Source organism: Cupriavidus sp. 05N39, assembly GCF_056397325.1.
Window position 1 is genome coordinate 106774 of sequence record NZ_JBFTNE010000022.1, and the last position, 21218, is coordinate 127991.

15 protein-coding genes and 2 pseudogenes are annotated in these 21218 nt (G+C 65.3%); 1 reads left to right on the forward strand and 16 read right to left on the reverse strand.

The genetic code is table 11. The features are described from left to right. Window positions 1–62: 62 nt before the first annotated feature. The 16 genes and pseudogenes from AC1DN0_RS13335 to tssB all read right to left on the reverse strand — a co-directional run bounded on the left by AC1DN0_RS13335 (window position 63) and on the right by tssB (window position 20090). Complete coding sequence (locus AC1DN0_RS13335) at window positions 63–1127, reverse strand: 2-aminoethylphosphonate aminotransferase (RefSeq protein ID WP_441627685.1); 1065 nt, start codon at window positions 1125–1127, stop codon at window positions 63–65. Then, on the reverse strand, window positions 1127–2323 hold the full coding sequence (gene aepY / locus AC1DN0_RS13340; RefSeq protein ID WP_477145772.1) for a phosphonopyruvate decarboxylase: 1197 nt from the start codon (window positions 2321–2323) through the stop codon (window positions 1127–1129). The genes AC1DN0_RS13335 and aepY overlap by 1 nt, the downstream gene beginning before the upstream one ends. Continuing rightward, window positions 2320–4026, reverse strand: a complete 1707-nt coding sequence (aepX, locus tag AC1DN0_RS13345) for a phosphoenolpyruvate mutase (protein ID WP_477145773.1) — start codon at window positions 4024–4026, stop codon at window positions 2320–2322. The genes aepY and aepX overlap by 4 nt, the downstream gene beginning before the upstream one ends. After that, window positions 4023–4787: a phosphocholine cytidylyltransferase family protein gene (locus AC1DN0_RS13350; RefSeq protein ID WP_441627691.1), complete on the reverse strand. Its 765-nt coding sequence runs from the start codon at window positions 4785–4787 to the stop codon at window positions 4023–4025. Before AC1DN0_RS13350 ends, aepX begins: the two co-directional genes overlap by 4 nt. Window positions 4788–4917: 130 nt before the next feature. Then, window positions 4918–5943: a flippase-like domain-containing protein gene (locus AC1DN0_RS13355; RefSeq protein WP_477145774.1), complete on the reverse strand. Its 1026-nt coding sequence runs from the start codon at window positions 5941–5943 to the stop codon at window positions 4918–4920. After that, window positions 5940–6782 (reverse strand): HalD/BesD family halogenase, encoded by an 843-nt coding sequence (locus AC1DN0_RS13360; protein ID WP_441627695.1) that lies wholly within the window; start codon window positions 6780–6782, stop codon window positions 5940–5942. Before AC1DN0_RS13360 ends, AC1DN0_RS13355 begins: the two co-directional genes overlap by 4 nt. A gap of 9 nt (window positions 6783–6791) precedes the next feature. Then, window positions 6792–7466, reverse strand: a complete 675-nt coding sequence (locus tag AC1DN0_RS13365) for a CDP-alcohol phosphatidyltransferase family protein (protein ID WP_441627697.1) — start codon at window positions 7464–7466, stop codon at window positions 6792–6794. A gap of 307 nt (window positions 7467–7773) precedes the next feature. Beyond that, complete coding sequence (locus AC1DN0_RS13370; protein WP_441627699.1) at window positions 7774–10230, reverse strand: penicillin-binding protein 1A; 2457 nt, start codon at window positions 10228–10230, stop codon at window positions 7774–7776. A 230-nt stretch (window positions 10231–10460) separates the two neighbouring features. After that, the gene (tssE, locus tag AC1DN0_RS13375; protein WP_441627701.1) at window positions 10461–10895 is read right to left on the reverse strand and encodes a type VI secretion system baseplate subunit TssE; all 435 of its coding nucleotides are present in this window, start codon (window positions 10893–10895) and stop codon (window positions 10461–10463) included. After that, entirely contained in the window at window positions 10892–13606 is a 2715-nt protein-coding gene (tssH, locus tag AC1DN0_RS13380) for a type VI secretion system ATPase TssH (protein WP_477102713.1), read from the reverse strand. The genes tssE and tssH overlap by 4 nt, the downstream gene beginning before the upstream one ends. Window positions 13607–13707: 101 nt before the next feature. Further along, window positions 13708–14193 (reverse strand): Hcp family type VI secretion system effector, encoded by a 486-nt coding sequence (locus tag AC1DN0_RS13385; RefSeq protein ID WP_477143064.1) that lies wholly within the window; start codon window positions 14191–14193, stop codon window positions 13708–13710. Window positions 14194–14208: 15 nt separating this feature from the next. Beyond that, window positions 14209–15924 (reverse strand): OmpA family protein, encoded by a 1716-nt coding sequence (locus tag AC1DN0_RS13390; protein WP_441627705.1) that lies wholly within the window; start codon window positions 15922–15924, stop codon window positions 14209–14211. 10 nt (window positions 15925–15934) lie between these two features. Then, window positions 15935–16585, reverse strand: coding sequence for a DotU/TssL family secretion system protein (locus tag AC1DN0_RS13395; RefSeq protein WP_477145775.1), 651 nt, complete (start codon window positions 16583–16585; stop codon window positions 15935–15937). Beyond that, window positions 16582–17928 (reverse strand): type VI secretion system baseplate subunit TssK, encoded by a 1347-nt coding sequence (gene tssK / locus AC1DN0_RS13400; protein WP_477102716.1) that lies wholly within the window; start codon window positions 17926–17928, stop codon window positions 16582–16584. The genes AC1DN0_RS13395 and tssK overlap by 4 nt, the downstream gene beginning before the upstream one ends. A 75-nt stretch (window positions 17929–18003) precedes the next feature. After that, window positions 18004–19548: pseudogene (gene tssC, locus AC1DN0_RS13405) on the reverse strand (type VI secretion system contractile sheath large subunit); the annotation flags it as partial. Between the two features lie 26 nt (window positions 19549–19574). Further along, complete coding sequence (tssB, locus tag AC1DN0_RS13410) at window positions 19575–20090, reverse strand: type VI secretion system contractile sheath small subunit (RefSeq protein WP_441627713.1); 516 nt, start codon at window positions 20088–20090, stop codon at window positions 19575–19577. 237 nt (window positions 20091–20327) lie between these two features. Here tssB and AC1DN0_RS13415 point away from each other — a divergent pair. Further along, window positions 20328–20588: pseudogene (locus AC1DN0_RS13415) on the forward strand (type VI secretion system tip protein VgrG); the annotation flags it as partial. Window positions 20589–21218 lie beyond the last annotated feature (630 nt).

Sequence of the window (21218 nt, forward strand, 5' to 3'; positions counted from 1 at the left end):
CTAGTGCTTTGCCCGCAAAAACAAAATGGCGATCACAAATGACGATGACGCCGGGGGCGCGATTACTGCGTCAGGTCCTTAAAGCCCTGCAGCAAGCGATCGATGTCATCCAGCTGGATATTCCCCATCGTGGAAATACGGAACAGCTCCGCCGAGAGCCCGCCCTGCCCCGCGTAAATGACAAAACCGCGTTCCTTCAGGCCATCATGCAACTGCGCGTACGTCAGGCCGGCCGGCAAACGGTAGGCACGCAGCACCACGGAGGACTGCTCCGACGCCCACAGGGCCGGCATGCCCAGGGCCTCCAGCCCGGCGCGCGCGCGTTCCGCCAGCGCCGCATAGCGCGCGTGGCGGGCGCGCCAGCCGCCCTCGTCCGCCAGTTCGCGCAAGGCTTCCACCAGTGCGTAATAGGCATGCACGGAGGGCGTGAACGGCGTATTGCGCTGGTCCTGCAGCCGCGCCAGCCGCCCCAGATCCAGGTAGTAAGTCCGGCTGGCGGCTTGCTCCAGCGCGTTGCGCCGCACAATGACGAAAGACGCGCCGGGCACGCCATGCAGGCATTTGTTGGCCGTGGCCGCCACCGCCGCAATGCTGCCGCCAAAATCGATCGCTTCGGCGCCGAAGCTGCTCACGCCATCGACCAGCAGCCTCACATCGCGCGCGCTGCACAGTGCGTCGAGCGCCTGGAGATCGTTCAGGCGTCCGGTGGTGGTTTCATGGTGGATCACCGCCACGTGGGTGATGGCGCGGTCCGCGTCGAGCGCGACGGCAATGCGGCCAAGGTCGGGAGCCTGCATCCAGTCGTGCGCGACCACCTCGTGGGCGATGCGGTATTGCGTGGCGATCTGCGTAATGCGCTCGCCGTACACGCCGTTCTGCACGATCAGCAGCTTGCCCTGCTCGGGCACCAGCGCGGCGATCATGCTTTCCACCGCCGCCGTGCCGGAACCCGTCATCAGCACCGCGGCCCATTCGGCCGGATCCAGTTCATAGATATCGAGCAGCCGCGCGCGCGCCTCGTCCTGCAGGTCGAAGAACTCGCTTTCGCGATGGCACAGGTCCGGCTGCAACAGGCTCTGGCGCACACGCGCCGACAAGGTCACGGGGCCCGGGTTGAGTAGCAGCATTACTTCTCTCCTTGGTCGGCGCCTTGATCGGCGCCAATATGGCGCGCGAGGCGCGTCTTCACATCGACAGGGGTAATGGTCGGGCGCGGCAGGCCGTCCGGCGTGCCGGCGCGGATCGAAAGCGCCACGAAACGCGGCCCGGCAGCGGGCTCTTGCACCGCGGCAGAGAGTGCCTGGTCGAGCGTGCCGAGCCGATCGCCTTCTACCGCCGAGGCATAGCCGCAAGCGGCCGCCACGCCGGCGAACGAGACGTTGGGCGACACGGTCGCCTGTCCGCCCGTGGAGTCATGGGCGCCGTTGTCGAGCAGCACGTGCGTGAGGTTAGACGGGCCATAGGCGCCGAGCGTGGCGAACACACCCATGCGCATCAGCGCCGCGCCGTCGCCGTCGACGGCCACCACGTTCAGGTCCGGACGCACGAGGGCAAGGCCCAGTGCGAACGGCGTCAGGCAACCCATCGAGCCCACCATGTACAACTGGTTGGCGCGGTCATCCAGCGCGTAGAGTTCGCGTCCGCAGAAGCCGGTCGATGCCAGCACCACGTTCTTGCCGGGGGGCGTATGCGCGATCACGCGCTGCAGGGCTTCGCGGCGCGTGGGCAAGCCGTCCTGCGAAGCGCCCGGCGCTGGCGAAACCGGCGTGCATCTGGGGCGCGGCGCGGGCCGCTCCTGCTGCTTCAACTCATAGGGCGCGACACTGCCCTTCTGCATCACCAGCGCGTACGGACGGCCCGTGGCGTCCATATGCGCCACCGCGCGGTCCAGCGCCGGGCCCACCTCGGCCGCATCGGTCGGGAAGGTTTCCCATGGGATCTCCATGGTGTCGAGCATGGCCGGCGTGACCGGCCCCATCAGCGCGTGCTGCGGCTCATCGGCAACGCCGGGTTGCCCGCGCCAGGTGACGATCAGCAACTGCGGCAGGCGAAAGGTCCAGGTGAGCGAGGTCAGCGGGCTCACCGCGTTGCCCAGGCCGGAGTTCTGCATCATGGTGATGCCGCGCCGCCCACCCTGCGCGCCCAGCGTCACGCCGGCGATCAGTGCCACCGCATCGCCTTCGTTCGCCGCCGATACGTAATGCAGCGACGGATCCTGCAGCACGTAGTTGATAAACGGCGTCAGGTACGAGCACGGCACTCCGGCATACCAGTCGAAGCCGCGCGCGCGCGCGGCTTCGACAAAGTGTGCCGCTTCGATCATCGGGCTTCCTCTGCATCCGTGCCGCCAACCGCGAACGGCGTCTGCGTGTGCGCGAAATCGCCGGCGCGGCGGAAGTCGTCGAGATCGTTTACGCCGCGCCAGTGGCCATGCACGTACTTCACTTCGATTTCTTCGCCGGCCGCGACCAGCGCGTTGAGCAGCGCGGGCATGTCCAGCGTGTTGAAATCGTCGCGCGTGCGCAACTCGGCGATCAGCTTTTGCAGACGCTCGCGCCCCTCGCCACGCACGTTCAGCAGACCGATCCAGCGGCCGTGCGGCGCCTGCGCCTGCCCGGCGGCCGGCTCCTGGCCCTTGCTGGACACGTGGCGCAGCAGGACCTTCTGGCCGAACAGGTCGCGGTCGTCCGCCGCGGAGCAATACGCGAAGTCGCGCACGCTCTGGTTCGACTCGGTGGTCAGCGAGGAGTCGAAGACGACGCTGAACGGCGCATCGCTCTCCAGCAGGTCGCGCAGGATATAGCTGCGGAACAGCAGGTCGCCGTAGGCGATCACGGTGTCGGTATGCAAGCCATCGGCCGCGCACGCCAGCGAGGCCAGTTCGCCGGTCTGCGCGTACTGCTCGTTGAGCACCAGCTTGATGCCCGCCGTGTCGATGGCCTTGGCCTGGTAGCCGCCGACCACGGTGATATCGTTGATCGACTGCTTCTTGAAGGCATCCACCAGCCAGCGCAGCAGCGGCTTGCCGGCCACCGGCAGCATCACCTTCGGCCGGTCCTCCGTGAGAGGCTCAAGCCCGGTGCCGCGGCTGGCCGCCAGCACCACCGCCGCGCCAGGCGCTTGCGAGCCGGACAGGTACATCTTCTCGGCGGCCGAGTATTCGTCGGCATCCTGCAGGCGGAAGATCTCGTTGACGGAGGCGATGCGGTCTTCGACGTTGACCAGCGTTTCGCTGTCGTGGATTTCCTTGGCCACGGCCTGCATCGACGAGGCCGCCACGCGGATCAGGTGGTTGGCCCAGATCACCACGCTGATGCCGGCCTTGCGGAAGACGTCGGTCGGCGTGCTGTAATACTTGGTCGGCACGATCACCAGCGGGCCACGGCCAGCCCACTCGCGCGCGAACGCCAGGATCTCGTCGGGGCGCGACAGCTTGCTGTGGATCAGGATGGCGTCGGCGCCCGCCTGGCGATAGGCTTCGGCGCGGCGCAGGGCTTCGTCCATGCCCCAGCCGGCGATCAGGGCTTCCACGCGGGCAACGATGGAGAAGTTGTCGTCCGACTGCGAATCCTTGCCGGCCTTGATCTTGCCGCAGAACTCGTCGATCTCGGCGAGCGGCTGGCGCTCTCCATCGATAAAGCTGTTGGTCTTGGGGAACTGCTTGTCCTCGATGCAGACGCCGGCAATGCCGCGCTGCTCGAGTTTGCGCACCAGGCGGCGCACGTTGTTGAAGTTGCCGTAGCCGGTGTCGCCGTCCAGCAGGATCGGCAGGTCGCTGGCATCGGCCATGAATTCCAGCGTATCGACGACCTGGGTCCAGCTGGCCTCGTTGTTGTCGCGTACGCCGTACTGGGCCGAGATGGCCAGGCCGGAACCCCAGATGGCCTTGAAACCGGCTTCGCGCACGATCCGGGCGGACAGCCCGTTGTGCGCTTCCATCATGAATTCCAGCTCGTTGCCAACGATCATCTGGCGCAGGCGTGCAGTGCGCGTGGCAGTCGAGAAAATCGGGTCAATCGCGTTCACTGTGCTACTCCCACAATCGGCTGAAGTTCAGGCAGGACTTCGTCGCGCGCACGCGCGACGTCGTTCGGGAAATCGATCTCGATCCACGGAGCGCCGCTCACATCGGCGATATCGAACACATGGCCGCCTTCGAGCAGCAGGTCGCGCACCGCTTCTTCGTGCGGCATGTTCGAGCGGCCGCTGTCGACATAGCCCTGGACGATCTGCGCCAGGCGGCGCGCGGTCTGCTCCTGGAAGCGGAAGAACCCGACCGATTCGCCAATGGTGTCGTACTCCAGGCCAACCGCGAGCTGCTTGCGCAGCTCCACCGGAATGCCGTTCTTCACGCACAGCTTGACCGGCTCGTCGCCGGCTTCGAAATCGCGGTCGATCAGCAGGCGGTTGGTGGTGTCGCCGGCCACCAGGGCGCTGAGGATGCGCTCGTCGTACAGCACGTCGGCATCCATCAGCAGGACGTCGCCGCCACGCGTAAGCGCATCGGCCACCGTATGCACGGTCAGCACGCTGCCCAGGTCGTAGCGGGAGTTCAGCACGATTTCCGGGTAGGGGTCGCGCCCGAGCCGGTCGAGCTCGGCTTCCACGTGTCCCGGCTGGAAACCCAGCGCCAGCACGATCTCGTCCACACCCGCCGCATCCAGCATGCGCAGATGCCGCTCCAGCAGGGTGACACCGTCAAAGCGCAGCAGGCACTTCGGGAACTGCTCCCCGGGCTGTTGCTGTAGTCGCAGGCCAAGGCCCGCGGCAAGGATGATTGCTCGCATTCGTTCTCCGCACCCATGCAAATTGCATCAATCAATCGGCAGCGCGTGGCCGGCCCGCTGAATCACTGAAACCGCCTGGTGCCTGGCCTGGCTTGCGCACGCGCCGCGGCGCCGCCAGGTCCTTCACCGTCTATTTCAGGGACTCGGCAGGCATGGCCGCACGCCGCCGCTGGAATTTCCGTTCGCTCAAATGTAAATACAGCAGGCCCGGCGCGCCGAGCCCGATCTCGCGGGCGCGCTTGGCCAGCGACAGCGCCAGCGCCGCCTCGGGCGGCAGGCCGACGATGGGGGCCAGCAGCAGGTAGCCGCCTTCCTGCGCCCCCAGCGAGCCGGGAATGGCAAACGCCGCGCCGCGAATGGCCTGCCCGACGCTCTCCAGCAGCAGGGCGTCGAGCCAGCTGACCGGATGCCCCAGGAAATGCAGCGCCAGCCAGACTTCGCCGGTGCCGACCAGCCAGCYGGCCAGGCTCAGCGCGAAGGTGCCCGCCACCTTGCGGCGGTCGCGGTACATGCCATGCACGGCCGCGTCCACGGCATCGGCACGCATCGTCAACCCGGACCAGTCGCGCTTGCCAAACAGCTTCGACAGCACGCGCAGGACCCGGCCGAACAAACCCCGCTTCTGGATGACGTAGAACGCCACGATGCACAGCGCCAGCACAGCCGTGACAATCAGGGTCGGCGTGCGCAGGTCCGAGAGCGCATCCTGCCCGCCGCGCCCGCCGTGTCCACCGTACAAGGTGAACAGCGCCAGGCCGATAAACGCGAACACCATCTGCGCGAGAGCCTGCATGGTGGTACTGACCGTAATGGCGGCGGCGGCGTCGCGCATGCGCGTGCCGCGCTGCGCCAGGTAGCGCACCATCAGCACCGGCCCGCCGATCTGCCCGGCGGGCAGCAGGCTGTTCACGGACTCGCCCGCCCAACGCGCCAGCAGTGCGTTGCACATGGTGCCGCGCCCGGCCCGGCGGTCGAACAAGACGAAGATGGCGCCGGCGTCCAGCGCCAGCGGCAGCAGGTGGAATGCAGCGACCAGCGCCAGGCCCCAGCCTGCGGACATCAGCGTCGACGCGACGGAGCCGAATCCTTGCCAGGCGAGCAGCGCGACAAACAGCGCCGCGCCGATCGACAGCAGGAAGATGGCGGCACGGGTCATGCGCGGGGTTTCTGGCCTGGCGCCAGTCTCTTGAATACCTGCTTGAAGCCAAAATAGGCGATCGCGTCCTTCATATTGGAGATGAAGCGCAGCCACGGGCGCATGCCCGGATCGGTGACGTACTCAAACGTCAGCGACACCCGCATCTCGTTGGCGCCGGCCGGCGTAATGCGGTGGCGCAGCTTGTCGCCGTCGAAGAACACCAGGCCGCCGGGGGTGGTCTGCACCGAACCGGGCTCGTCGGGCACATCCGCATTGCGGGTGTGCAGTTCGTAATCGAGGCGGCAGGAGGATTCTTCGATCACGCCCAGCAGCAGCGTGTAGCGGCGGCCATCGTAATAAGAGGTGTCGTAATGCCAGCCGATGTGATCGCCGGGACGCGTGTAGTAATAGAGCGCGTAGGCATGCGGGTCGGTGTCCGGGGACAGCAGCAGCTTTTCGCCGCACATCTGCTCCAGCCAGCCGATCAGYGCCTTCGACCGATACAGTTCCGCGATAAACGGGGCAAGTTCGTCGATCGTGTGGCGGCTGACGCTGCCGCCCTGCTTGTGGCCGGGCAGGTAGTTGCGGTTGATCTTGGGCACCAGCGCGCGGGCGCTGGCGACCAGTTGCGCGGTGACTTCCGGCGCCAGGAATTCCTCCAGGTGCAGGAAGGCGTCCTGGCGCTCGAAATCGGCGCGCAGCTTCACGTTGTCCAGCATGGCGGTGCGGCTGGCCACTGCGGACTCGGGATCGGGCGTGCCGGTTGGCGTGGCCGGCTTCGGGCGTGGCGAAACCGTCGCGGCGGCCTGGACGGAAGGTGCGTCCAGCGCGATGTCGTTGGTGGCTTGCTCGCTCATCGGGGTTCCTCAGATCTTCGTCGAAGTCGGAGCCGTGACCGGCCGGGGGCGCCGCATGACGCGCCAGTAGTCGAAGACGACCCATGCCGCGAACAGCGGCGCGCCGATCGACGCCGCCGTCAGGAACGGCGCGATGCCGCTGGTCAGCGTCACCAGCGGGAGCAGGTAAAGCACGTCTTCGGTCTCGAATCCCCCCGCGGAGGCCTGCTTCGTCCCGCTTTTCCCCACGCGCTCTTCGATACGCATGCGAAGAAAGAAGATCAGCGCCACCGCTACGCCAGCCAGCGTGCCTAGCAGCACCGGCGACAGCACCCCGTTGGCGGCCTCGTCCGAAATCGCCACGCCCATGCCGACGAACAGCAGCACCGTAATCAGGGCATCGCTCGCCAGGTCATAAAAATGGCCTATCTTGCTTGATTTTCCGCTAATTCTCGCCAACTCGCCGTCCGTATGGTCAACGAAGTTGGAGATCACGATCAGCAGGGCCCCGTAATTCGTCCACGCATATCCGCCCTGCATCAGGCAGGCAACACCGGCCAGGCCAATCAGCAGCCGCAACGTGGTCAGGTGGTTAGGGGTGATCCAGGAGTCCTTGAGCGGGCGCACAAGCGCGCGCGCCAGACGGGCGTCCCAGGTACGTGGAGCGGGAGGCTCGCCGCGAGAATTCTTTGGATTGTTGTTCATCTGGAAAAAGGTCCACCGGCAGGAAAGCTGTCACACGGCTGGCATACTAGCGCCAGTTCCCGCGCCTTGCATTGCGGGAACTCAGCGGCCAGGCCGGCCGGATCGCTTTACAGGGATACCGCCAGTCAAACCGCTATGGTAAGCGATGTGACCCGCAACGGTACGCGCGCGGTGCCGGATTGACAAGTCCGGGCGCGCTTGCCGGCACTGCGCCGCACCTTCATCGGCTTGCCTGCAAGCAGCCGACTGGCGGCACGGACCAGGCGCCGGCAACAAGATAAACCGGCGCGGATCGCTATGCCTGGCGTCACGGCACATTGCCTTCACTTGCTGGCGCCAGGGCTGCATCCTGCGCGGACGTGGAAGCGCCGGCTGCCGGCATGTCCCGCACACGCGGCGCGCCTGTCAAGGCATCGACAGGCGCACTCACCGGTGAACTTGCGGATACCGGCCCCGGCACGGCATCCGCAAATTCCCGCCCCAAGGGCGCGCTGGCGCCACCGGGCGGCAAGGCCGCTGGCGGTGCCGCCGCGCTGGCCTCCATCGCAGGCGCCGGCTCCGGCGCCTGCGCCGAGTGTGCCGGGCGCCTGGGCGCGGGCGGGGCTTCAGGCTTCGAGGCCGTCCCGAAGAAGCGCTGGTACCAGCCGCGTATGGTCCAGCCCAGCGCCTCGAACAAGCCGGTCTCTTCGTGCTTCACAAAGCGGACGTTCGGGTCGATCACGCGGGCCCGGAGCGAACGCTGGAAGAAGTCGCCCACCATGGGCAGCGCACTGTGCGCGCCCTGCCCCCAGTAGTCGCTGCGCAGCGTCACCCGGCTGTCGTTGAACCCGACCCAGGCGCCGGCCACCAGTTGCGGATGCATCAGGATGAACCAGCCGTCGGCGTTGTCCTGCGTGGTGCCGGTCTTGCCGGCCACATCCGCGCGGATGCCGAAGCGCGTGCGGATGCTTGTGCCCGTGCCCCGGTCGATCACGCCGCGCATGACATCCAGCAGCGTCTGCACCGTGGCGACGGGCAGCGCCTGCTCGGGCGACGCCGGGCGGAACGTCTCCAGCACCTCGCCCTTGCGGTCCTCGATGCGGGTGACCATCACCGGCTCCAGGTAAGCACCTTGGTTGGCTATGGTGCCGTAGGCGGAGACCATCTCCTTCAGTGTCACCGGGCTGGTGCCCAGCGCCAGCGAGGGTACGGTGTCGAGACGGCTCTGCCGCACGCCCATGGCGCGGGCCAGCCTGGCCACCTTGGCCGGGCCCACACTCTGCATCAACTGCGCGGTGATCGTGTTCTTGGAATACACCAGGCCGTCGCGCAGGCTCATGGCGCGCCCGCTCGGGGGGCCATCGTCGGAAGGCCGCCAGACCTCGCCGCCGGCCAGGGGGATCTCCACCGCCTGGTCGACGAAGGTATCGTCGGGACTGGCGCCTTGCTCAAACGCCGCGCCATAGACAAACGGCTTGAACGTGGAGCCCGGCTGGCGCTGTGCCTGCTGCACGTGGTCGAAGGCATCCTGGCTGAAATCGCGGCTGCCGACCCAGGCCTTGATCTCGCCGCTGCGCGGGTCCAGCGCGAGGAAACCGGCCTGGATGCGGGTCTTCGACTGCCGCAGCGCCTGCATGAAGACACCGTCGGCCAGCAACTGCTTCATGACTGCCTCGGGGGTCAGCCCGGATTCCCGCGCCGCCCGGTACTCCGGCGTCTCGCGCACGAAGGCCTGCACCAGCTCCTTGTTGGCAGCCCAGCCCGAGCGCGGCGCCCACGCTGCATTCGCTATGCCCTGCAACTGGTTGCCCTGGCGCGCCACGGCCTGGTTGGCCATCGCCTGCAGGCGCGAATCGATGGTGGTGCGTACCACCAGCCCGTCGGTGTAGATGTTGTAGTCGTTGCGGTCCGCCCAGGTGATCAGCCATTTGCGCAGTTGCTGCGCGAAGTGCGGCGCGGGGCCCGGCGGCTCGGTCTGGCGCTCGAAATCGATACGCAGCGGCCGCTTCTTCAGCGCCTCGTACTTGGCAGGATCCAGCTTCTCGTACTTGACCATCTGCGCCAACACGGTATTGCGCCGCTGCACGGCACGCTCGGGATTGATGACCGGGTTGTAGTAGCTGTTGCCCTTGAGCATGCCGATCAGCGTGGCGCTCTCCAGTACGTCCAGCTTGCCGGCGGATTTGTCGAAGTAAGTACGCGCCGCCATCTCGATGCCGTACGCGTTGTACAGGAACGGCACCGTGTTGAGATAGGTCTCGAGGATCTCGTCCTTGGTATAGAGTGCCTCGATCTTCAGCGCGGTAATGGCTTCCTTGAGCTTGCGCGTGAGCGTGGGCGCGCGGCCGATCTCATCGGGGTAGAGATTGCGGGCAAGCTGCTGGGTAATGGTGGAACCACCCTGCCGGTTGCCGGAAAAGGTATGTAGCGCTGCCGACCCCATGCGCCGCCAGTCCAGGCCGAAGTGCTGGTAGAAGCGGTGATCCTCGGTGGCGATCAGCGCTGTCGTCACATTGGGCGAGATGTCGGCCAGCCGGACCCAGTCGCGGTTGGCCCATTTGAACACCGCCAGTTCCTTGCCGTCCGCCGAGAGCACTTGCGCGGGCTGGTCCGACTTGGCCTTGCGGATATCGCTGATGCCCGGCGTGAACGGGATCAACACCAGCACATACAGCAGGAACAGCGCCGGCACGGCAGCCAGCGTCTTGAGGACACCGCGCCGCGTAGGGCGCCGCAGGCGGGCAAGCCGCTCGGCGGCGTGGGTCTTGATCTGGGCCAGGTTCATGAAGCAAGCAACATCGGAGTCACATTCCGGCGCAACACACTGGCACACCGTCGATGGAAAGGCCTGCATCCTACCAAAATCGCTTCAAGCTTCGCAGTGCCGTGTCAAACACCCAGGCCATTTGCTCCTTGGTCAAGCCCTCCTGGACGCATCAACGCCCGGATCGAGAGCCGTAGCGATGTCCAGGCGTGTTTTTCATGATTCCTCCATGACAGGCCGGTGTGGCTAGGTCACTCACGGTCACGTTCGGCCTTCAGCAGCTTGAGGCGCGTCTGTCCATCGGGCGTGAAGTGGGTGCCGAATCGCACCAGCCCGGCCTGATGCAGTTGACAACTCATGGTAAAGCTGAGAAGCATGCCCGGTTCGGTCTCTTCGATCGCGATGCCGATGGATTTCAGCCTCGGCTCGTAGCGCAGCAGCGTCGTTTCGATTTCGCGCTTTAGCGTGTGCGCTGACGCGGGTAGATGCCGGTAGATCCTGGACAGATCGCCAAGCCCATAATCCGGCAAATGCGCCAGGCTGCCGCGACGGCTATTGAGGATGCGCTGGATGTTGTCCTGCACGGACAGGAACGTCTGCGTCGCCACATCGAAATCGTCGACGGCCACGCCATTCGCAAAGTATCCCGTCACCGCTTCAAAGAGGCCCGGCCCGCTCCGTGTCACGCGTCCACCCCGGTTGTCGTTGCCGGCTCCTCGAAGTCCAGGCCAATACCGTCGTCCCCGGAGAACGACAGGCGAATCGATGCCGGTGCCTGCTGGTCCGACATGCGCACCAGCAGCTCACGCGACAGTACCGGCAGGATCTGCTGATCGAGCAGACTGTCGATATTGCGGGCGCCGGAATCGGGCAACAGGCAGGCCCGCACCAGCTCGGCCACCAGCGTGTCGTCGCACCGCAGTGGCACGCCAAAGCGGCGCGCGATGCGGTCAGCCACCTTGCCGAGCTTCATCCGCACGATCAATGCCATGGCGTCGGCCGACAGCGGGCGGTAGGCAATGGTCTGGAAGCGTGCCAGCAGTGCCGGCTGGAAGTGGTCGATCAGCATCGGGCGAATCGCCTCCATCAGCGTCCCGGTGGCGAGCTCGACGCCGGCCGCGGCGGCGGCGTCGGCTGCCGCCAGAATCTGCTCGCTTCCGAGATTCGAGGTCATCAGGATGACGGTATTGCGGAAGTCGATCACCCGGCCTTCGCCGTCGCGCATGAAGCCGCGATCGAATACCTGGTAGAACAAATTCAGTACGTCACGGTGCGCTTTCTCGACCTCGTCGAGCAGGATGACGCTGTAGGGCCGCTGGCGGACCGCCTCGGTCAGGACACCGCCTTCCCCGTAGCCGACATAGCCCGGCGGCGAACCCTTCAGCTGCGAGACGGTGTGGGCTTCCTGGTATTCGGACAGGTTGATGGTGACAAGCGAACGCTCGCCACCGAACATCAGGTCGGCCAACGCGCGCGCCGTTTCGGTCTTGCCCACCCCCGAAGGCCCCGCCAGCAGGAACACGCCCAGCGGCGCCTCCTCGGATTTGAGTCCCGCCTTGGCGGCCCGCAAGCTCTTGCTGAGGGCGGCTAGCGCCTCATCCTGGCCAACCACGATGTGCCCCAAGCGCCTTTCCAGCGCCAGCAAAGTGGCCAGCTCGCTGGACAGCAGGCTGTCGACGGGAACCCCTGTCCAATCGGCAATCACCTGTGCAATGGCGGTCTCGTCCACTTCCGCATGGATCAGCGCGGCCTGACCGTGCTTGGTCAGCATCTCGTAGGCAGCCTGGATCGATGGCGTCAGATCCCGCCGTGCAGACTCGTCGGCAGTGGTTTGCCATTGCGCACGCAATTCGATCAGTGTCTCGGCGGCCCCCTTCTGTTCGGCAAAGGCGCGCTCAAACTGTTCGAGCTCAATGGCGAGCGCAGCGAGCCGGGCATCGATGGCCGCCAGTCGTTTGCCGACATCCGCGCCGATGGCCCCTTGGTCCTGCAGCAAGGCAGTCCGCTCGACCTCCAGCGCCGCGCGTTCCGCCTCGCGGGAGGAGATGGCCACCGGTGTGGCCTCCAGGCTCATGCGCACGCGGGCGGCGGCGGTATCGAGCAGATCGACGGCCTTGTCCGGCAGTTGGCGTCCGGTCAGATAGCGGCGCGACAGCCGCACGGCGGCGCCGATGGCGGCATCGGTGATGTGCACGCCATGGTGCTGCGCATACCGTTCCTTCAGGCCGCGCAGCATCAGGCAAGCGCCATCGTCGTCGGGCTCATCGACCTTGACCATCTGGAAGCGCCGCTCCAGCGCGGCGTCGCGCTCGAAGTACTGCTTGTATTCGGACCACGTCGTCGCCGCGATCGTGCGCAGCTCGCCGCGCGCCAGGGCGGGCTTTAGCAGGTTGGCGGCATCGGCACCGCCTGCGGTGTTGCCCGCACCGATCAGCGTGTGGGCTTCGTCGATGAATAGCAGCACGGGTGTCGGCGATTGCTGCACGGCCTCGATCACGTTCTTGAGGCGTTGCTCGAACTCCCCCTTGACGCCGGCCCCGGCCTGCAGAAGGCCCAGGTCCAGCGTCAGCACGCTGACGTTCTGTATGACAGCCGGGACATCCCCTTCCGCGATTTTGAGCGCAAGGCCTTCGACCAGCGCAGTCTTGCCCACACCAGGTTCGCCAACCAGGATCGGGTTGTTCTTGCGGCGCCGCGCCAGGATGTCGACCATCTGGCGAATCTCGACGTCGCGGCCAAATACCGGATCGATCTTGCCGTCCCGGGCCTTCCGGGTGATGTCGGTCGTGAAGCGGGCCAGCGCCGATGTATCGGCCTGACCGGGCATCGGCCTGGTCGGGGTGGGAGTGACCGGCGCCGGCGACAGCGGGCCGGGAGCCGGCCTGGCCGGCTCGCCAGCGTCGGGAGCGGCTGCCTCGGTCGAGATGTTGTCGAGTTCATGCATCAGCCGCTCGATCTGGATGGCGGATACGCTCAACAGCGCCCAGGCGCCGGGCGCCCGCAGCAGGTGTGGCGTTTCGGCCAGCGCGGCCAGCAGGTGCGCGGAGCGGATCGACGTGGACTCTCCGGGCGCCGGGGCTTCGAGCGATGCGCGCATCCATGCGGCCTCCAGCCACTGGCCGAGGCGTTGTGACAGGCCAGGCTTGCCGCGCAGGTCATGCGGCAGCCGGTCGATGGCGGCGAGCAGCCCGTTCCAGATGCCGTCCACATCGAGTTCATAGCGCCGCAAGATCGCCAGCAGATCGCCGTCGCCCAACTCCAGCAGCTTGATCAGCCAGTGTTCGACCTCGATGTCCCGGTGGGCGCGTGTTTCGCACAGGCGGGCGGCGTCGGTCAGGGCACGGGCGCAATGGTCGTTGAGACGACGCAGAAACGGGGAGAGGTCGCGGGTGGTCATGGAAAAGAAGCGGGACGCGGGGTGAAGAAGGAAGTGCGCGGCCCCCTGCACCGGGTCCGCGCGAGATGGCAGGCCGGCGGTGGACGCCGGCCAGGCGCGTATTAGGAGCGCTCGTTCCAGCTGTCGGCGTGGATGATGTTGCCGTCCTTGTACGACCAGGTGATTTTTTCGTAACGCAGCTCGATGTCTTCGAGGTGGTTGTGCTTCTCAAAGGCCGGATTCTTGATATCCAGCATCTTCGGCGTGACGCCGACCACCTTCACGTTTTCGAGCTTGGTGTTGAAGTACTCTTTTTCCTTGCCGGCGTCATCGATCTTGTACCACTTGATCTCGACCGACTTCAGGGTCTGGCCGCTGGTGACCGCCTTGTACAGATACGGCGTCGAGGCATCGGTTTCCTTGGTAAAGACGACCGGCTTGTGCACGCGCGTGCCAGTCAGCTTGCCGGTGTTGGAATCCGTGGGAATACTGACGGCGTGATCGAAGGCGACCACCTCGACGCTGCCCTCGCGGCTATTGACCGTGACCGAGCCTTTGATATCGGCGCCGCCATCGTCCATGATCCACATGTATGCGGGAATTGCCATTTCTTCTTTCTCCTTCTACTGGAATGAACAGGCCGGATGGCCCAAAGTTGCCCGATTGGCACGATCGCCGTCGCGGCAATCAGGGATGAGCGTGATCTCGACACGTCGGTTGGCGGCACGCCCCGCTTCGGTGTCGTTGGCGGCTTTGGGACGGGTATCGCCATAGCCTTGAATCGCGAACTGGGTCGGCGGCAAGCCGGCCGCGTCGGCCAGCCAGTCGCGCACTGACGCCGCACGGGCCTCGGAGAGCTTGAGGTTGCTGCCAGGATTGCCTACGGTATCGGTGTGCCCGGCCACCAGCACGCGCTTGTCCGGGTGAGCCTTGATCATCTCCAGCGCGCCGATCAGCACGCGATTCGAGCCGGGGTTGAGAGCCGCGCTGCCGCTCCTGAAGAGCGACAGGCTGTCCAGTTCGATGGTCGATGGCGGCGGTGCCGGCGGTCGATACGCGGCGATCAGGGCATTGAGCGGCGCCAGCAGCCCGGCGCCACGATAGAAGCCCAGGCCAAGGCGCGGCGGTATGCCAACGCGTTCGTATTGATCGAGTTCGTCGCGATCGCGCTTGATGGCCTGCAGTGCATCGACCCGGGCGGCGTCATGCTCCGGTCCGATGGCGCGATAGCGCGCCATATCGCCCACGACGCGCGCCACCAGGGCACGGTTCTGCCAGGCGGAGGCCGCGGCGGCCGCGCAGAAGGCCAGCGCGAGCCAGGCAAAGGCGTGGGCAATGGCGCTCGGTAGCGCCCGACGCACGGGCTGCCGGGCGATTCCCCGGATCAGGGGTTCCGGCAGCGGGTAGCGTGCACGGCGGCCATCCCTGGCGATGCGGGCAAGCGCGGTCGCTTGCTCGATGAAGCGGGCATACAACGAATCCGCGGCAGGGCTGCCCTCGGTGGCGGTCACGCCGAACGCTGCAACGTGCACCCGATGGCTGCCGCGCTGGCTATCGAGCAGCGCAGGGAGCAAGGCGCCACACGCCCAGCGCGCCAGGGCATCGAGCCGTGCGGCGCGGTGCATGCGGGCCTCGCGATCCGTCGGCAGCGCGGCCCGCGCGTGAAGCAGGACGCGTGCGGCAATCTGGGCGGGCAGCGTATCGCCTTGCATCACTTCGGCGCCGGAGATGCCGAACCAGGGGCAATCGTCCGGGGCACCGTTGCTTCGGGTGACTTCTTCCGCGTACACGGCAACGCAGACCGGCAGGTCGTAGCCAACCCCACCGCTGGCCTCGCCGATGGCCGAGCGCCAACGCCGAAGCCCGGCGTTCAGCACGGCCGCGTCGCGGGCCTGGTCGGCGCCGATCAGGTAGGCGATGGCATCCGGACCCTGCCCTTCGCGCCAGCGCTTGAGGGCGTCAGCCACATGTGCAAGCCGGGTCGGGTCATCGACGCGCACCCAGATCGCCGCGTCCGTGATTCGGACCAGATCCTCGCCGAATGCCAGCGGCGGAGCGCCCGATGCGTCCCCAATCGCCAATACCAGCGGTGTATTGCGCCGGATGCCATGGGGCAGCCCATCCAGCGACGCATCGATGGCTTGCAGCACCGGCTGCGCGGCGCGCTGCCGTGCGCGCACCCGGCGCGTGGCAACAATGATCGCCAGAAGCGCCAGCCCGATCGTGAAGGCAGCGAACAGGAGGTTCCATGTCGCCGGCCATGGCGAGCTGAACGCCAGCCAGGCCAGCGCGAGCACTGCGATCCAGCCGAAGAGCGTGCGGTAGGGGTAGCCGGTCACGAATACCCTTTCAGCCGACGAGCCGGGCGATCGCGGTGGCCAGCCACCGGTCCAGCGCAAGGTAGACGASGCCGGTGCCGGCGCAGGCGCTCACCACCCAGGCGAGCGGCGTCAGATGACCCCGCCATCGGCGCGCGTTGCCGTCTGTCACCAGCACCGGGCCATCCGACTTAAGCCATCCGGCACGATCCAGGCGTTCATCGATAGCGTGCATCAGCGCGACACGTGCGCCGGCGCCCTCCAGCGCGAACCTGCCCTGGAAACCCAGCCCCAATACCGCGTGGAAAACGGCGAGCAGCGGCAGCACTGGCCGCGCCTCACCCAGGCGCCGCTCGATGCGAGCGATGAGCGCTTCCCCGGCATCGTGACTCTGGAACTCCTGCACCTGCAGGGGCTCGCGTTCCCACGCGTCGCGATCTTTTTCGGGCAGCCTGCCCAGCGCGACTTCGTCAAGCAAAGCACATTGCGCATAGATGGCATCCTCGACGACATCGGCGGGCTGGCCGGCCGCCAGGAATTCTTCGCGCAGACGGGAAACCTGTTCGTCGCATTTCGCGCGGAATGCTTCGAAGCCAGTAGGCTGATCGTCATCAGCGAGCGCGGTGACGGTCAGGGCCGTGTCGCGCAAGGCGAGCGGCAAAATCGAGATGGAGTTCGTCATGCAGGCAAAACCGCGTAGAGTTCAAGTGATACGTCCGGCAGCGACGCAGGAACGTAGAACTGACAGGCGCGCGCGGCCAGCATGCGCCTGAACGCCGGGTGCGCGCTATCAAGCGCAAAATACTGGTTCTCGATGCGCACGGGGATGGCTGCAGGCACGCGCGACATCGCGCGCAGCGGGATGCCGGGCAGCGCGGAGTTGACGATCTGCTCCACCTCGTCAGGCGCGCCCGCCTTGCACAGGCGCGGCAACTGTTCGAGCAGCGCGTGAGCGGGAAGTCCCGCCTGGACGGACAGGTAGTATTCGGCGCCTTCGACCAGGCGCTCGTCGAGGATCTTGCCGACCCAGACGGTGGGCCGTAGGCGTTCCAGCGCAACGGGTACCACCCGTGACGGGATCACCGTGTCGAGCAGGGTACGAATCAGCGACTCCAGTTCCTCGAACACGGGCTCCGGCGCGAGGTGGTCGTAAGGCGGGATGGCCTGCAGGGTCTCCGTGGTGGAAAACGTCAGCAGCGATCCGGCCAGACGGGCAAGGATGCCGTAGAGCCGCTCGGGATGCTGCTGCGGCACGGCGCACAGGCGAGCCAGTTCCGGCCACGTACTGTTGACGCTGTGCAGCAGCCAGAACAACGCCACATCGGCAACGGCGTAATCGGCGATCTGGTCGGATCGTTCGCGGCGGCGCACCGACAGGCTCGCGCTCTTGGCGCTGAGTATTTCGGAGAGCCGCTTCATGCGGCCGGTGAGCCGCTCGCTTGCCGACAGGAAAAGGCAGGGCGGCACAAAGGCCGGATCGGCCTCGAAGCGCCCCTGGGACGTCCGCACCAGCCGAGCGACCGGGCAGGTCACATAGTCATCGTGCGATTCGAAATCGAACATCAGCGCCAGCGCATGCCGCTCAACGCTGATCTCCTCCTTGCCTTCCCCATGCAGGTCGGCGACTTCCAGATATTCGCGCACGAAGCGGCGCGGCCGGGCGGGCCGTTCCCCGGCTTCAATGCAGTTGCCGCCTTGCGCATCGATCAGCGGCAGGCCGATCCCCACGACCACCGCGTCGATGTGCGCCGGCACGTCGGCCAGATCCCGTGCCGCGGGCGTGCGGTCTGCCGTCTCGGTATCGATCACCGTTCCGTCCGGCAGCCGGAGGGCCAGCGAACTGACCACCAGACGGTGAACGGACAGGGCCTGCTGGTCAAGGGCAACGCGCACAGTGCCCCACGGATCGGGGCTGGCAAGGCGCGCGACGTGCTCGTCGGCATACCGGTCCCATTGCGCCTGTTGCTGGAAATGCTGCGGGGTCATGAAAATTCCCTGTGCCCACAGCGGTCTTGTTATCTTCATCGTGATCGGCTGGTACGTGGAAAGGCCCTTTCCGCATGGGAGCGCCGCACSCTGGCTGTCGAGCCAGCGTGCGGCGTTCTTCGCTTTCGGCATCTGCGAAACGAGCGACAAATTGATGTCCATGCCTTCAATCTGGAAGTGCGGCACGATGAAAAGCTTGATGCGGAAGAAACCCGGGTTGTCCTCGATATCCTCGACGACCACCTTGGCCTCCCGCAGCGGATGGGAAGCCTGCAGTTCATCGCCCGGATCGGTCATCTCGGTCACGAGYGTCTTGACCCAGGTGTTCAGCTCCAGCTCCAGCAGGCGGCGGTCCTTGGTGGTACCGATGTTCTCGCGCTGAATCAGCTTCAGGTAGTGGGCAATACGCGAGAGCAGGAAGATATACGGCAGGCGCGCATTGATGCGGCTGTTGGCGGTGGCTTCCTTGGTGTCGTAGAGCGTCGGCTTCTGGGCAGAGTGGGCGGAGAAAAAGCACGCGAAGTCATGATTCTTGTAATAGGACAGCGGGATGAAACCCAGATTGGCGAACTCGAACTCGCGCGTTTCCGGGATCAGCACCTCGGTCGGGATCTTGGCCTGGTTGCCTGTGCCCAGGTCATACAGGTGGATCGGCAGGTCCTCGACCAGGCCGCCGGCCTGCGGACCACGAATCTGTACGCACCAGCCGTTCTTGATGAAGCTCTGCACCATGTTCGCGGCGAACGCGAACGAGGCGTTGGCCCACAGGTAGCGGGTGTGATCCGGGCCCTTGACCGCCTCGGTGTAGTTGAAGGCGCGTACCGGCACGGTTTCCGGGCCATAGGGCAGCCGCGCCAGGAAATTCGGCAGCGTCAGGCCGATATAGCGGGCATCGTCCGACTCGCGGAAGCTCTTCCACTTCAAGTACTCGGCGCGATCGAAGTAGTTGCCGATGTCGCGGATGCTGGCCACCTCTTCCATCGATTCCTTGCCGAAGAAGGCCGGCGAGACCGAGCCGATGAACGGCATATGCGCCGCTGCGGAGACCTTGGAGATGTTGCGCAGCAGCGCGATATCCTGCGGGCCGCGGTCGAACGCGTAGTTCGAGATGATCGAGCCAATCGGCTCGCCACCCGGCGTGTCGTACTCCTGGATGTAGGTGTGCAGGTACAGGCCGCTCTGGATGACCTCGGGCGTGTCCTCGAAATCCTGTCGCAACGCGTCTTTCGAGACATCCAGCACTTCGATCTTGACATTCTTGCGGAAGTCGGTGCGATCAACGAGGAACTTGAGGCCGCGCCAGGCCGATTCGATCTGCTGGAACGTCTCGTTGTGCATGATCGCGTCCAGCTGGCGGCTGATCTGCTGGTCGAGGTGCTCGATATGGAAATCGAGCAAGCTCTTGTCAAGACGGTCCACCTGCTGCGACGAGTCCTGGATCATCTTCAGGAACACGCTTATCGCCTGGGCGACGCGTTCATCCAGCGACGATTCGGAGAGCGCATCGGCGCTCTGGAAGGACTCCACCGGACGCGTGGACTTGACCGGCGTCAGGTTGATCTTCTCGCACAGGGATTCGTAGACGCTCTTGCCCGGCGAGTCCAGGACAACGGTATCTGCTTCGCTATTGCCGCGTGCGGCGATCTCATGCTTGGTCATGGGGTTCACTCCTCAGGGAACGGCGCTTATTGGACGGACGGGGAAGCCGGCGCGGCCTCGCCGATCTTCTGCAGATCGGCGCGCAGGCGCTCGGACAAGGCCGGGTCCTTGAGGATCTTTTCCAGTTCGCGGCGGAACATCGCGTTGTCGAGCAGGTTCGACTTCAGGTCGCGCAGCAGATTGCGGGCGGCCATCAGCGCGCGCAACTCGGGCACCTTCCCGGCGACGACTTCCGGCTTGAAGTCGTCCATCGCGCGGAAGTCCAGATCAACCGGCAGTTCCGTGCCGTCGCCGACCAGCGTGTTCTCGACGGCGATCCGTGCCTTCGGGTTGAAATCGGCGAGGACCGAATTGAAGTTGTTCTTGTTGATGGACACCTTCTCACGCTCGGCAAGCGCCCGCGTGTCCTGACCGTTGCTGTAGTCGCCCATCACCAGCAGCTTGAGCGGCAGTTCAACCTTCTTCTGCGCGCCCCCCGTATGCAGGTCGAGCTTGATATTGACCCGTGCCTTGGGCACTTCGTTCTGGAAACTCTCAGCCATCGCTTGCTCCTTTCTTATATCTGATTTAAACGTTTTCTAATTCTTTCGATAACGATCAGTAAGGCAATCCGGCGCAATTAGTAGCATGGATACCCATTCGATGGATATAGGACCAGTACGAATTTATGTTAAATAAATGTTAAATTTAAAAAACGGCATATAAGGTATTTATGGCATATAAAAAGACGTTTAAAGTCCTGCGTCAGCATCGATCACGCCGACAACGGAGCGGAAACCATGACGGATCCGGATGAACAACGGAGGACATACGGCAGTGCGCCGTTCAAGGGATTGACCGGGCGCCAGGCTTACTTCCTTGAGGTGCCCGGCACGGCCAGCGCCGCCGACCTGTCGGTGGTGTCATTCGAAGCGGTGGAGCGCATGGGTGAGCCCTATACCGTCACCATCCTGCTGACGCACCCCTTGCCGCTTGACCGGGCCGACTATCTCGGCAAGGACGCGACGTTCCTGATCGATCCCGGAGACGGCACCAGGCCTACCGCAACACCTACAAGGCGATCCCGTCCGACCGGCGTTTCCGGCTGCCGCTGCATGAAGAAAAATGGCCGCGGATCCACGGCACGCTGAGCGCGCGCATCACCTCGCCGGGCCAATACAAGTATGCCTACGTCACCAGAAAAACGGCTCGCGAAGGCCATGTCCTGCCGAAAATTCCGTCCTGTAGCCCCACCTTCCATCGTTGGCATTGCAACTAAACGGCGATCCGCAACATCAAATTTCTTTAAATTTCTTCAAAGAATAGGACACGTCCGATTGATCCTCTCCGCACTCACCCAGTAGCATGTTTTCAGAATCGGGCCCGAGCACCAAGCTCGCAGCGTTTCGCAGCCCGGACTTCGAATAAACGTGGTTGCATGGCGCGCCGCGATGCCAAGCACCTAGTCACTTGTCGTTCCTGGCGTGCGCAACCAATCCGCCACGAAGCTTGCCGCGAAGCGGCAGGCGTGACAACGGAGAAGACATGGGCGTTATCGACAAATTCGAGGCATACGGCACAAGGATGCCCGGGCGCCAGGCTTACCATCTGGACATTCCTCGCGCGGCCAGCGCGGCGGAACTGTCGGTAGTGTCGTTCGAGGCAGTGGAGCGATTGGGAGAGATCTACAC

Coding starts and splice junctions, on each gene's coding strand:
- AC1DN0_RS13335 (WP_441627685.1), bottom strand. CDS start 1,127: ATGCTGCTACTCAACCCGGGCCCCGTGACCTTGTCGGCGCGTGTGCGC.
- aepY (WP_477145772.1), bottom strand. CDS start 2,323: ATGATCGAAGCGGCACACTTTGTCGAAGCCGCGCGCGCGCGCGGCTTC.
- AC1DN0_RS13350 (WP_441627691.1), bottom strand. CDS start 4,787: ATGCGAGCAATCATCCTTGCCGCGGGCCTTGGCCTGCGACTACAGCAA.
- AC1DN0_RS13365 (WP_441627697.1), bottom strand. CDS start 7,466: ATGAACAACAATCCAAAGAATTCTCGCGGCGAGCCTCCCGCTCCACGT.
- AC1DN0_RS13370 (WP_441627699.1), bottom strand. CDS start 10,230: ATGAACCTGGCCCAGATCAAGACCCACGCCGCCGAGCGGCTTGCCCGC.
- tssH (WP_477102713.1), bottom strand. CDS start 13,606: ATGACCACCCGCGACCTCTCCCCGTTTCTGCGTCGTCTCAACGACCAT.
- AC1DN0_RS13385 (WP_477143064.1), bottom strand. CDS start 14,193: ATGGCAATTCCCGCATACATGTGGATCATGGACGATGGCGGCGCCGAT.
- tssK (WP_477102716.1), bottom strand. CDS start 17,928: ATGAAGATAACAAGACCGCTGTGGGCACAGGGAATTTTCATGACCCCG.
- tssB (WP_441627713.1), bottom strand. CDS start 20,090: ATGGCTGAGAGTTTCCAGAACGAAGTGCCCAAGGCACGGGTCAATATC.